Origin of the sequence: Methylobacterium sp. Leaf118 (assembly GCF_920984675.1) — a bacterium.
Classification (GTDB): domain Bacteria; phylum Pseudomonadota; class Alphaproteobacteria; order Rhizobiales; family Beijerinckiaceae; genus Methylobacterium.
Genome location: NZ_CAKLBV010000047.1, coordinates 25,842 through 37,644 on the forward strand (window position 1 = coordinate 25,842; position 11,803 = coordinate 37,644).

9 protein-coding genes and 1 pseudogene are annotated in these 11,803 nt (G+C 71.2%); 4 read left to right on the forward strand and 6 right to left on the reverse strand.

All coding sequences use genetic code 11. The features are described from left to right. Positions 1-62 precede the first annotated feature (62 nt). Complete coding sequence (locus LW587_RS17660) at positions 63-1,022, reverse strand: class I SAM-dependent DNA methyltransferase (RefSeq protein ID WP_232630904.1); 960 nt, start codon at positions 1,020-1,022, stop codon at positions 63-65. 109 nt (positions 1,023-1,131) lie between these two features. On the opposite strand from LW587_RS17660, the gene LW587_RS17665 reads away from it, so the two are divergent. Genes LW587_RS17665 through LW587_RS17675 form a run of 3 tightly spaced genes read left to right on the forward strand, consistent with a single transcriptional unit; the run spans position 1,132 to position 4,426 of the window. Next, a complete protein-coding gene (locus tag LW587_RS17665) occupies positions 1,132-2,190 on the forward strand; it encodes a ligase-associated DNA damage response exonuclease (protein ID WP_232630905.1) in 1,059 nt (352 codons plus the stop codon). Next, entirely contained in the window at positions 2,187-3,959 is a 1,773-nt protein-coding gene (locus tag LW587_RS17670) for a cisplatin damage response ATP-dependent DNA ligase (protein WP_232630906.1), read from the forward strand. Before LW587_RS17665 ends, LW587_RS17670 begins: the two co-directional genes overlap by 4 nt. Continuing rightward, the gene (locus LW587_RS17675; protein WP_232630907.1) at positions 3,956-4,426 is read left to right on the forward strand and encodes a secondary thiamine-phosphate synthase enzyme YjbQ; all 471 of its coding nucleotides are present in this window, start codon (positions 3,956-3,958) and stop codon (positions 4,424-4,426) included. The genes LW587_RS17670 and LW587_RS17675 overlap by 4 nt, the downstream gene beginning before the upstream one ends. 73 nt (positions 4,427-4,499) lie before the next feature. Here LW587_RS17675 and LW587_RS17680 read toward each other — a convergent pair whose 3' ends face one another. From LW587_RS17680 to LW587_RS17700, 5 genes are all read right to left on the reverse strand, one after another. Next, a complete protein-coding gene (locus LW587_RS17680) occupies positions 4,500-4,664 on the reverse strand; it encodes a YqaE/Pmp3 family membrane protein (protein ID WP_232630908.1) in 165 nt (54 codons plus the stop codon). A gap of 125 nt (positions 4,665-4,789) precedes the next feature. After that, positions 4,790-6,994 carry an FAD-dependent oxidoreductase gene (locus LW587_RS17685; RefSeq protein WP_232630909.1) on the reverse strand — a complete coding sequence of 735 codons (2,205 nt, stop codon included), beginning with the start codon at positions 6,992-6,994 and terminating at the stop codon, positions 4,790-4,792. Positions 6,995-7,176: 182 nt separating this feature from the next. Beyond that, entirely contained in the window at positions 7,177-7,674 is a 498-nt protein-coding gene (locus LW587_RS17690) for a hypothetical protein (protein WP_232630910.1), read from the reverse strand. Between the two features lie 128 nt (positions 7,675-7,802). After that, on the reverse strand, positions 7,803-9,011 hold the full coding sequence (locus LW587_RS17695) for an acetyl-CoA C-acetyltransferase (RefSeq protein ID WP_232630911.1): 1,209 nt from the start codon (positions 9,009-9,011) through the stop codon (positions 7,803-7,805). A gap of 179 nt (positions 9,012-9,190) precedes the next feature. Beyond that, entirely contained in the window at positions 9,191-10,981 is a 1,791-nt protein-coding gene (locus tag LW587_RS17700) for an acyl-CoA dehydrogenase C-terminal domain-containing protein (protein WP_232630912.1), read from the reverse strand. 315 nt (positions 10,982-11,296) lie between these two features. Between LW587_RS17700 and LW587_RS17705 the strand changes: the two are divergent. Continuing rightward, positions 11,297-11,803, forward strand: a pseudogene (locus LW587_RS17705) (hypothetical protein); the annotation flags it as partial.

The window sequence follows — 11,803 nt, forward strand, 5'->3', positions numbered from 1 at the left end:
CCTTGGCCACTGCTTCGCGACACAACGGCGACGCCGCAGCGCGGTTGCACACAAATGACAGATCAGCGGCCCGGCGCGATCACGCTTTTTTGCAGGATGAGAATGCGTCCCGGAACGTCCGATCCGCTCTGCCGGCGAATGGCGGCGGGGACGAGCTGGGCCACGGTGAGCCCGGCCTCCCGCGCCACCGCCCGCAACAGCGCGTCCGCGTGGGCATAGCGCCCGTCCGCCCCCAGCACGAGGCCGGTCTCGCCCTCCGGGGGCGATTGCACGGTGAGCACGGCGAGGCCGCCCGGGCGCAGGACCCGGGCGATGCCCTGAAAGGCGGGCCCGAGATCTCCGAGATAGATGAACACGTCGGCCGCCGTGACGAGGTCGCAGGCCTCGGCCGCCGCCTCCGCCAGGAAGGCGACGAGATCCGCCTCGGCCAGGCGCTGGTAGAGCCCGGTGCGACGGGCGAGGGCCAGCATGGACGGCGAGAGGTCGCAGCCCTCGAGGACGCTCACCCGGCCCGCGATGGCCCGCGCCATCAGCCCGGTGCCGCAGCCGAGATCGAGCGCCCGCGGGAAGCGCTCCGGCGCGCCCGGCAGCGCGTCGAGCGCGGCCACCATCATCGCCGGCCCGCGATAGCCGAGGTCGTCGACGAGGTGGCGCTCGAAGCGGGGCGCGTAGCCGTCGAACAGCGCCCGCACATAGGCCGGCGCGATCGCCGAGGCCGTCTCCGCCGCGCCGAGCCCGGCGAGATGGAGCCGGCTGCCCAGGGCGTCGTCGGGATCGAGGGTCAGGGCCTGCGCGAACGCCGCCACCGCCGCCTGCCGGTCGGCGGCGTCGCGGCGCTCCGCGAAGACGGCCGCCCGGGCACGGCCGAGCAGGACCCAGGCGGGCGCATAGAGCGGGGCGATCTCGAGCGCCTGGGTTGCCATCTCGGCGGCGCCCACCGCATCGCCCTCGGCCAGGCAGGCCTCGGCATAGGCATAGCGGCGGTCGGCCAGGAGATCGCCGGAGGAGCGCTGACGGGTCATCGTGTCGGGCCGGTGACGGCGCCCATCGGCGCGCCAGGATGTTGTGCCGCAGCGAGGCAGTCCGGAACGCGGACCCCTCCCGTCGGGTCGGTGCTCTATATCCCACCCGATGCCGCAGAGCGCTTCCGATCTCCTCACCCTCACGCGGGAGGGCCTCTACTGCCCCCTCGGGCGCTTCCACGTCGATCCGGTCCGCCCGGTCGAGCGGGCGCTGATCACCCACGGCCATGCCGACCACGCCCGGGCCGGCCACGGACGGGTGCTGGCCACGGGCCAGACCCTGCGGATCATGGCGACCCGCTACGGCGAGGATTTTTGTCGGACCCGCGAGGAGGCGCGGCTCGGCGCGCGGATGCCGATCGGCGACGTGACCGTGTTCTTCGCCCCGGCCGGCCATGTGCTGGGCTCGGCCCAGATCGCGATCGAGCGCGGCGGACAGCGCATCGTCGTCTCGGGCGACTACAAGCGCGCGCCCGACCCGACCTGCCTGCCCTTCGAGGTCGTGCCCTGCGACGTGTTCATCACCGAGGCGACCTTCGGCCTGCCGGTCTTCCGCCATCCCGACACCCGCGGCGAGGTCCGCAAGCTGCTTGAATCGGTCGCGCTCTTCCCCGAGCGCGCCCACATCGTCGGCGCCTACGCCCTCGGCAAGGCGCAAAGGGTGATGGCGCTCCTGCGGGAGGAGGGCTGGGACCGGCCGATCCACCTGCACGGGGCGATGGAGCGGCTCACCGAACTCTACAAGCAGGAAGGCGTGCCCCTCGGCGAGACCCCAAAGGTGGTGGCCGCGGACCGAAAGACCCTGCACGGCGCCATCGTCCTGTGCCCCCCCTCCTCGATCCAGGACGTGTGGTCGCGAAAATTCCCCGACCCGGTCACCGCCTTCGCCTCGGGCTGGATGCGGGTGCGGGCCCGCGCCCGCCAGAAGGGCGTCGAGCTGCCCCTCGTCATCTCCGACCATTCCGACTGGCCGGACCTGTGCCGCACCATCCTGGAGACCGGCGCCGAGGAGGTCTGGGTCACCCACGGGCAGGAGGACGCGCTGGTCCATTGGTGCGGGTCCCGCGGCATCCGGGCCAAGCCCCTGCATCTCCTGGGGTATGGCGACGATGGCGAGGCCGAACCCGATCCGGATGCGAGCCCGGCTTCGGAGGAGGCCTCGTCGTGAACGACTTCGCCGCCCTTCTCGACCGCCTCGCCTACGAGCCGCGCCGCAACGCCAAGCTCCGCCTGCTCCAGGATTTCTTCGCGAGCACGCCCGATCCCGAGCGCGGCTGGGCGCTCGCGGCGATGACCGGCGGGCTGACCTTCCGCGAGGCCAAGCCCGCCTTGATCCGGGGGCTCGTGGAGGAGCGGGTCGATCCAGTGCTGTTCTCGCTCTCGCACAACTACGTCGGCGACCTCGCCGAGACGACGGCGCTGATCTGGCCGGGTCCGAACGAGGGCGCCGCCTCGCTCGGCCCGCGGGAAGAGGATCGCGACGCCCTCGGATCGACGCGCATGGGCGGGGATGCGCCGGGCCTCGGCCACAATCGGCCGCCCCTCTCGGTCCCGACCCTCGCCGAGGTGGTGGAGACCCTCGCCACCACCCCGAAGCGCGAATTGCCCCGCCACCTCGCGGGCTGGCTCGACGCGCTGGACGAGACCGGGCGCTGGGCGCTTCTCAAGCTCGTGACCGGCAACCTGCGCGTCGGCGTCTCGGCCCGCCTCGCCAAGACCGCGATCGGGGCGCTGGGCGGCCACGAGGCGGATGCGGTGGAGGAAGTCTGGCACGGATTGAAGCCGCCCTATCCGGCCTTGTTCGCCTGGGTCGAGGGCAGGGGGGAACGGCCGGAAAGCCGGAACCCGGCCCCGTTCCGTCCGCCGATGCTGTCGCATCCGATCGAGGAGGAGGCCGACCTCGACGCCCTCGACCCGGAGGCCTTCTCCGCCGAGTGGAAATGGGACGGCATCCGCGTCCAGCTCGCGGGCGGGCGCGACGGGGAGGGGCGGCAGGTCGGAAAGATCTATTCGCGGACGGGGGAGGACATCACCGACGCCTTCCCCGACCTCGCCGAGGCGATCACCTTCGATGGCGCCCTCGACGGGGAACTCCTGATCCTGCGGGAGGGCCGGGTGCAGAGCTTCAACGTGCTTCAGCAGCGCCTCAACCGAAAGGCGGTCACGGGCAAGCTCCTGGAGGCGTTCCCGGCCCATGTCCGCGCCTACGACGTCCTGGCGGCCGAGGGCACGGACCTGCGCCCGCGGCCCTTCGCCGAGCGCCGGCCGCTCCTGGAGGCGCTGGTGCGCGGGCTCGACCATGCCCGGATCGACCTCTCGCCGCTGGTGCCGTTCTCGACCTGGGCGGAGGTGGCGGCGGCACGCGCCGATCCGGCCTCGGTCGGGGCCGGGGCGGATGCGGACGCCATCGAGGGCGTGATGCTCAAGCGGCGCACCAGCGCCTACCTGCCGGGCCGCCCCAAGGGCCCGTGGTGGAAGTGGAAGCGCGCGCCCCACGTCGTCGACGCGGTGATGATGTATGCCCAGCGCGGCCACGGGAAGCGCTCGTCGTTCTATTCGGACTACACCTTCGGCTGCTGGCGCGAGGGCGAGGCGGGCGACGAGCTGGTGCCGGTCGGCAAGGCCTATCACGGCTTCACCGATGCCGAGCTCTCGAGGCTCGACCGCTTCGTCCGCAACAACACGGTGAAGCGCTTCGGCCCCGTGCGCGAGGTCACCCACGGGCACGCGGCCGGCCTCGTCCTGGAGATCGCCTTCGAGGGCGTGCAGCGCTCGACCCGGCACAAGTCGGGTGTGGCCATGCGCTTTCCCCGGGTCAGCCGCATCCGCTGGGACAAGCCGCCCGCGGAGGCCGACCGGGTCGAGGTTCTGGAACGCATTCTGGCCCGCGGCGAGCGCGAGATCGCCCCGGGTGCGGACAGGGAGGCCACCGAATGAGGCAGGCGGGGAAGATCGGACCGCTCGAGGGATTTCAGGCCGGCGCGGTGACGCGGCAGGCGAGCGCGACGCTCACCGTCGCGACCCCGGGCCCGGGTTTCACGGACATCACGGAGGCCGTCGCCGCCTTCGTCCGGGAAAGCGGCCTCCGCTCCGGCCTCGTCAGCGTGTTCTGCCGACACACCTCGGCCTCGCTGACGATCCAGGAGAACGCCGACCCGGACGTGCGGGTCGACCTGATGACGGCGCTCGACGGGCTCGCGCCGCGGCACGGACAGTATGTTCACGGGATGGAGGGGCCGGACGACATGCCGGCCCATATCCGCACGATGCTGACCGCGTCCGGGCTGAGCGTGCCGCTGCGCGAGGGGCGCCTCGCTTTAGGGACGTGGCAGGGAATCTACCTCATCGAGCACCGCGACCGGGGGCACCGGCGCGCCGTGGTGCTGTCGGCGCTCGGCGCCTGAGGCCTTCTCTCGAAGTCCCCGCCGCCCCGTCCCCGGAAGAAGGGGCGCGGGCGGCGGCTGGGTGGCGCTCCGATCAGCGGTCGCGCAGCAGCAGGTAGAGGGCGTGGATCGAGCCCGGCAGGTAGAACAGCAGGCAGAGCAGGATGTTGAGCAAAAACTGAAGCCCGAACCCGCTCGTCATCAGCACCGAGATCGGCGGCAGGAAGAACGCGATCAGGATTTTGACGATGGTCGACAAGGGGTCTGCTCCAAGCGCTTTCGTTGAGGGCGTTCGTTCGGTTCCGGCCATGAACGAAAGCGGAGCGGCTGGGTTCCGTCCGCCGCGATCAACCCTCCCCCGCGGCAGGGGGAGGGCTCGGGGGGTCACGCCGCCCGCTTCAGCGCGTCGTAGAAGCGCCCGCCGGTCTCGGCCATCGTCAGGAGGTTGTCCGGCGGGGTGAACCGCGGGCCGTGCTTGGCCTCGAGGGTCCGGGCGAGGTCCACGAAGGTCCGGGCGCCCATGAAGTCGATGTAGGAGAGCGCGCCCCCGGTGAAGGGCGCGAAGCCGAAGCCCAGGATCGAGCCGACATCCGCCTCGCGCGGGTCGGTGACCACGCCCTCCTGCACCGTGCGGGCGGCCTCGAGCGCCTGCACCACGAGGAAGCGGTGCTTCAATTCCGCGACATCGACCGTGTCCGGGGCGAGCCGCTCCGGCTGGATCTCGGCGAGGCCCGGCCAGAGCGTCTTGGGGCCGTTCTCGGGATAGTCGTAGAAGCCGCGCTTGTTCTTGCGGCCGAGCCGCCCGCGGGTCTCGACCATCTCGGTCAGGAGCCAGCGCTGGCCCGGATCGACCGCGCCCTCGCCGAGCTGCGCCTCGGTGGCCCGCAGGATCCGCAGGCCGAGATCGAGGGCCACCTCGTCGTTGAGCGAGAGGGGGCCGACCGGCATGCCGGCCATGCGGGCCGCATTCTCGATCAAGGCCGGGGGCACGCCCTCCAGCAGCATCCGGTGGCCCTCCTGGAGATAGGCCGTGACGCAGCGGTTGGCGAAGAAGCCGCGGGAATCGTTGACGACGATGCCGGTCTTCTTGATGGCGCGGACGTAGTCGAGGGCGGTGGCCACCGCCCGGTCGCCGGTCGCTTCCCCGCGGATGATCTCGACGAGCAGCATCTTCTCCACCGGCGAGAAGAAGTGGATACCCACGAACTGCGCCGGCCGCTTCGTGGACCGGGCGAGGCCCGAGATCGGCAGGGTCGAGGTGTTGGAGGCGAAGATCGCGTGTTCGGGCAAGGCGGCCTCGACCCGGGCGATCACCTCTGCCTTGACGGCCGGATCCTCGAACACCGCCTCGACGACGAGGTCGCAATCCGCGAGCGCCGCGGTGTCGGGGGTGGCGGTGATGCGGGCGAGCAGCGCGTCGCGGTCGGCGGTCTTGGCCTTGCCGCGGTGGATCTGGCCGGTGATCAGCGTGTGGCACTGGGCCTTGCCGGCATCGGCCGCCGCCTGGTCGCGGTCGATCAGCACCACCTCCATTCCGGCCTGGGCGGTGACGTAGGCGATGCCCGCGCCCATGAAGCCGGCGCCGATCACGCCGACCTTGCGAACCGTCGTCGGCTCCACGTTCTTCGGGCGGCGCGCGCCCTTGTTGATCTCGCCCATGGAGATGAACAGGGTGCGGATCATCGCCTGCGCCTCCTTGGTGCGCAGGATGTAGGCGAAGTAGCGGCTCTCGACCTTGAGGCCGAGATCCATCGGCAGCTGCAGGCCCTCGTAGACCGAGGCCAGGATCGCCTTGGCGGCGGGGTAATTGTCGTGCGTCTCGCGGCGGTAGATCGCGTTGGCGGGCGGCCAGATCATCATGCCGGCGGGGGAGAAGACCTTCCCGGACGGCGCCTTGAATTTCGGCACGTCCCAGGGCGCCACCGCCGAGCCGCCGTCGCGGATCCAGGCCTTCGCCCGCTCGACGATCTCGGCGGCCGGGGCCACCGCGTGGGCGAGGCCCATGGTCCGGGCCATCTGGGGCCGGATCTGCTCGCCCTTGAACAGCATCTGCAGGGCGTCGCCGGTCTGCATCAGGCGGGCCACCCGCTGGGTGCCGCCGCCGCCGGGAAACAGCCCGACCTTGATCTCCGGCAGGCCGACGCGGGTCTTGTCGTCGTCGGCCAGCACCCGGTGGTGGCAGGACAGAGCGAGTTCGAAGGCGCCGCCGAGGCACAACCCGTGCACGGCCGCCGCGAAGGGCTTGCCGCAGGTCTCGAGCTTGCGGAACACGAGGCTGAGGCGCCGCGAGGATTCGAAGAAGTGGCGCATCGCCGCCTCCTCGCCCTCGGAGGCCTTGAGGCGCTCGTATTCGGCGCCGAGCCCCTGGAGCATGGTGAGGTCGGCACCGCCCGAGAAGTTGCTCTTGCCGGAGGCGATGACGCAGCCCTTGATGCTCGCATCGGCGACCACCGTGTCGACGATGCCCTCCAATTCGTCCATCACCGCCATGGTGATGACGTTCATCGAGCGGCCCGGCATGTCCCAGGTCGCCAGGGCGACGCCGTCGGCGTCGGTCTCGAAGCGGAAGTTTGTCGGAGCTTCGGTCATCGCTCTTCCTCGGGCCTCTCGTCGGACCGGCGGGCGCGGGCCGCCCAGTCGGGCTTCGGGCGCCGGATTCCCCGGCGCCCCGATTCGGTCGACCGGCGCTGCTGCGCCGGCGCTCCTTGGCCAGCGCTGCTCGGCCGGTTCTACTTGGCCGGTCTTACTTGGCCGGCTCTACTTGGCCGGCTCTACTTGGCCGGCATCGGCGCGCCGCCGGGCAGGCCGCCGGCGGCGCCGCCCTTCTGGTCGCTGGCGGCGGCGAGCGTCAGCATGTTCAGGAGCCGCGTCACCACCGCCTGGGACAGCAGGTTCACCTCCGACTTCGGATCGGCGTTGACGGCCTGGAACTTCTGGTAGGTCTTGTCCTCGTAGATCGTGTCGAGCTGCTTGAGCTCGTCGAGGGAGAACTTGTCGGCATACTGCTTCGAGAGCCCGTCCAGCAGCTCCTTGCGTTGCTTGTCGAACTCGGCCCGGGCCTCCTTGCGGACGGTCTCGGCCCGGTCCTCGGGCATGGTGGAGACGGTCTTCTCCAGCGCGCTGCCGAAGCCGGTGTCGAGGTTCTTGAGAACCGTCTTCTCGGTGAGCTTCATCGCGACGCCGAGCCGGTCCGCGGCGTCGTCGGCACGGGCTCCGGGCGCGAGGACCAGGGCGGCGGCGAGGCACAGGGCGGCGGTGGTCGTCTTCATTGTGGCGTTTCTCCCGTTGGCGTTCCGGGCCGGCCCTCCCCGATCCCTTCGGGACGGAAAGACCACGGCATGGGAGGCCCTTAACAGCCTTTGTCCGGCGAGGGCAGGGCGGGGCGCGGGCGCCTCGGTCACACCCGCTCGATGATGGTGGCGGTGCCCATGCCGGCGCCGATGCAGAGCGTCACCAGGGCGCGCTCCTTGCCGGTGCGCTCCAGCTCGTCGAGCACGGTGCCGAGGATCATGGCGCCGGTGGCGCCGAGCGGATGGCCCATGGCGATGGCGCCGCCATTGACGTTCACCCGCTCGGGATCGAGGTCGAAGGCCTGCTGGAAGCGCAGGACCACCGAGGCGAAGGCCTCGTTGATCTCGAACAGGTCGATGTCCGACAGGCTCATGCCGGCCCGGGCCAGCACCTTGCGGGTCACGTCGACCGGGCCGGTCAGCATCAGGGCCGGGTCGGAGCCGATATTGGCGAAGGCCCGGATGCGGGCCCGCGGCCGCAGGCCCGCGCCCTCGCCGGCCTCCCGGGAGCCGATCAGCACCGCCGCCGCGCCGTCGACGATGCCGGAGGAATTGCCGGCGTGATGGATATGCGCCACCGCCTCGACCTCGGGGTGGGCATCGATCGCCACCGCGTCGAAGCCGCCCATCTGGCCCATCTGCACGAAGGAGGGCTTGAGCTGACCGAGCGACTGCATGTCGGTCGCCGGCCGCATGTGCTCGTCGCGGTCGAGCAGCGTGATGCCGTTGATGTCCTTCACCGGCACGACCGAGTTGCCAAACAGACCCTCGTCCCAGGACTTCGCGGAGCGCCGCTGCGAGGCGACGGCGTAGGCGTCGCAATCGTCGCGGGTGAAGCCGTATTTGGTGGCGATCAGGTCGGCGGAGACGCCCTGGGGCATGAAGTAGGACTTCACGGCGATCGCCGGATCGACCGGCCAGGCGCCCCCCGAGGCGCCCAGCCCCACGCGGCTCATCGACTCGACGCCGCCGCCCACGGTCATGTCGTGCTGGCCGGCCATGATCTGCGCCGCGGCGAAGTTCACGGCGTCGAGACCCGAGGCGCAGAAGCGGTTGATCTGCACGCCGGGCACATGGGTGCCGTAATCGGCCACCAGGGCCGCGGCCCGGGCGATGTCGCCGCCAGCCTCGCCGACGGGGTCGACGCAGCCGAGCACCACGTCGTCCACCTGCCGCGTGTCGAGGCCGTTGCGGTCCTTGAGCGCGCGAAGCGCCGTCTCGGCCAAGCGCAGCGCCGTCACCTCGTGCAGCGAACCGTCCGGCTTGCCGCGGCCGCGGGGCGTGCGGACGTGATCGTAGATGTAGGCCTCGGGCATCGGTGCCTCCTCGTCTTTCCGGTCGCCGCAGGACCCCTCGCCGCGCCGCGGGAGGGGCGGCCCCCGCAAGGGGGTCGCAAGCGAGGGGCGGCCGGCCCGGACAGCGCCCCCCCTCGCGCGCCTCGCCTGCGCGAGGCACCCTCTCCCGCAAAGGGGGAGGGTTTCGGTGTCGCGATGGCTTAGAACGCCTCGGCCGGGAGCGCCATGGTGGTCTCGGCGCCGGCCTTGATCCGCGCGAGCCGCAGACCCGTCTCCGGCAGCATCCGCTCCATGAAGAAGCGGCCGAGCACGAGCTTGGCGTCCATCCGCTCGGCGTCGCGGCCGTCCGCCTTGGCAGCGAGCGCCGCCTTGGCGATCTTCCCCCACATGTAGCCGAGCACGACCTGCCCGAGCAGGTGCATCAGGTCGGTGGCCCCGGCCCCGGCATTGTCAGGCTTGGAAAAGGCGTTCTGCATCAGCCACATGACGGCGGCCTGAAGGTCGTTCAGCGCCGGCTGGAGCGGCGCGACGAAGGGCGTCATCCCCGCATCCTCGCCGTGATCCTTGACGAAGGTCTGCACCTCGGTGAGGAAGGCCATCATCGCCCGGCCGCCGTCCTTGGGCAATTTGCGGCCGATCAGGTCCATGGCCTGAATGCCGTTGGCGCCCTCGTAGATCATGGCGATGCGGGCATCGCGCACGAACTGCGACATGCCCCATTCCTCGATATAGCCGTGGCCGCCGAACATCTGCTGGGCCTCGACCGTGTTGGCGAAGCCGCGGTCGGTCAGCACGCCCTTCACCACCGGCGTCATCAGGCCGAGGAGATCGTCGGCCGCCTGCCGCTCGGCGGCGTCCTGCGAGCGGTGGGCGATGTCGGATTGTAGGGCCGTCCAGAGGACGAGGGCGCGCGCGGCCTCGTTGAAGGCGCGGATCTGCATCAGGGTGCGGCGCACGTCCGGATGGACGATGATCGGGTCGGCGGCCTTGTCCGGCGCCTGCGCCCCGGTGAGCGCCCGGCCCTGAAGCCGCTCGCGGGCATAGGCGACGGCGTTCTGGTAGGCGGCCTCGGACTGGCCGAGCCCCTGGACGCCGACGGCGAGACGCGCCTCGTTCATCATCACGAACATGGCGTTGAGGCCGCGATTCGCCTCGCCGACGAGCCAGCCCGTCGCGCCGTCGTAGTTCATGACGCAGGTGGCGTTGCCGTGGATGCCCATCTTGTGCTCGAGGGCGCCGCAGGAGACGGCGTTGCGCGCGCCGAGCGACCCGTCCGCGTTCACGAGGATTTTCGGCACCACGAAGAGCGAGATGCCCTTGGTGCCCGCCGGCGCGCCCTCGATGCGGGCGATGACGAGGTGGACGATGTTTTCCGCGAGGTCGTGGTCGCCCGCCGAGATGAAGATCTTGGTGCCGGTCAGGCTGTAGGAGCCGTCGCCGTTCGGGACGGCCCGCGTCTTGAGGAGGCCGAGATCCGTGCCGCAATGCGGCTCGGTGAGGTTCATGGTGCCGGTCCAGGCGCCCTCGACCATCTTGGGCAGATAGGTCTGCTTCTGCTCCGGCGAGCCGTGGACGAGGAGCGCGGCGATCGCGCCCTGGGTCAGGCCGGGATACATGCTGAGAGCGAGGTTGGCGCCGCAGCCGAATTCCTGCACCGCCGTGTTGATCACGTGCGGCAGACCCTGGCCGCCGAACGCCTCCGGCACCGACAGGCCCATCCAGCCGCCCGCCGCGTAGGCGTCGTAGGCCGCCTTGAAGCCCTTCGGAGTCGCGACGCTGCCGTCCTCGCGGCGGGTGCAGCCCTCCCGGTCGCCGGACAGGTTGAGGGGCGCGAACACGTCCTCCGTCAGCTTGCCGCCCTCGCCGAGCACCGCCTGGATCACGTCCGCGGACGCGTCGGCGAAACCCGGCAGGTTGTCGTAGCGGTGGATGGCGAGAACGTCTTCGAGGAGGAACACCGTGTCCTCGACCGGGGCCCGATAGCTCGGCATCGCGTCCGCCTCCCGCCTGTCGTCGGCCGGGCCACCCCATTCCCGCGGCGGCCCACCCGATGGTTCACATATAAACTATCTCGTCCGCGGGTCGCAAGCGCCTCCCGTCCCCGCGCCGACCGGCCGGCGAACAAAACCGTGCATTCGAAAGACCCGAATCCCGATCCGCACGGCCGTGCCGGGCCTCACCTTAACCATGCATTTACCAAGATTGTTAAAGGTCGCTCCTGTCCGGTCCGGTTTCGTGCGGCGCCCCCTTTCGGAGGTCGTCGCCGAGGCGGATCCTGGAAGCTGCCGACATCGGATCTCCGCGAGATGACCAAGCCCGCCCCGATCAGCCTCGACAGCTTCGATCCCGAAGTGCTCGCCGCGGCCCGCGAGGTCGCCAAGCGCGCCGGGGTCCCGCTGGAGACCTGGATCGAGTCGGTGGTCGCGCCCGACCAGCCCAAATCCGCCCATGTCCGCACGCGGCCCGAGCCGTCGCCGGAGCCCGTGGACGCGGAGCGGATGCCGACCGGGCAGGCCCGGCCGGGGGACGCCGCGTGGGCGATCCCAACCCCCGCCGAGCCGCGACCGACGACGACGCTCGAGGCGAAGCCCGACTTGGCGCCCACCGTGGCGCCCGAGCCCAAGCTTGAGCCGAAGCCCGAATCGGCGCCCGAGGCGAAGGCCGCTCTGGCGCGGCCCGCCCCGGCGACGCCCCTCGACGCCGCGCTCGCCGCAATGGCGCAGCGCCTCGATGCCCTGGACCGCTCGCTCGACGAGGAGCGCGAGGCCTCCCGCAGCACCGCCGCGCGGATGATCGGCGAGATCGAGGCCCGG

Excerpts from the sequence above, each read along its gene's own strand:
- LW587_RS17660 (WP_232630904.1), bottom strand. The coding sequence starts at position 1,022 with ATGACCCGTCAGCGCTCCTCCGGCGATCTCCTGGCCGACCGCCGCTAT.
- LW587_RS17665 (WP_232630905.1), top strand. The coding sequence starts at position 1,132 with ATGCCGCAGAGCGCTTCCGATCTCCTCACCCTCACGCGGGAGGGCCTC.
- LW587_RS17675 (WP_232630907.1), top strand. The coding sequence starts at position 3,956 with ATGAGGCAGGCGGGGAAGATCGGACCGCTCGAGGGATTTCAGGCCGGC.
- LW587_RS17685 (WP_232630909.1), bottom strand. The coding sequence starts at position 6,994 with ATGACCGAAGCTCCGACAAACTTCCGCTTCGAGACCGACGCCGACGGC.
- LW587_RS17690 (WP_232630910.1), bottom strand. The coding sequence starts at position 7,674 with ATGAAGACGACCACCGCCGCCCTGTGCCTCGCCGCCGCCCTGGTCCTC.
- LW587_RS17695 (WP_232630911.1), bottom strand. The coding sequence starts at position 9,011 with ATGCCCGAGGCCTACATCTACGATCACGTCCGCACGCCCCGCGGCCGC.
- LW587_RS17700 (WP_232630912.1), bottom strand. The coding sequence starts at position 10,981 with ATGCCGAGCTATCGGGCCCCGGTCGAGGACACGGTGTTCCTCCTCGAA.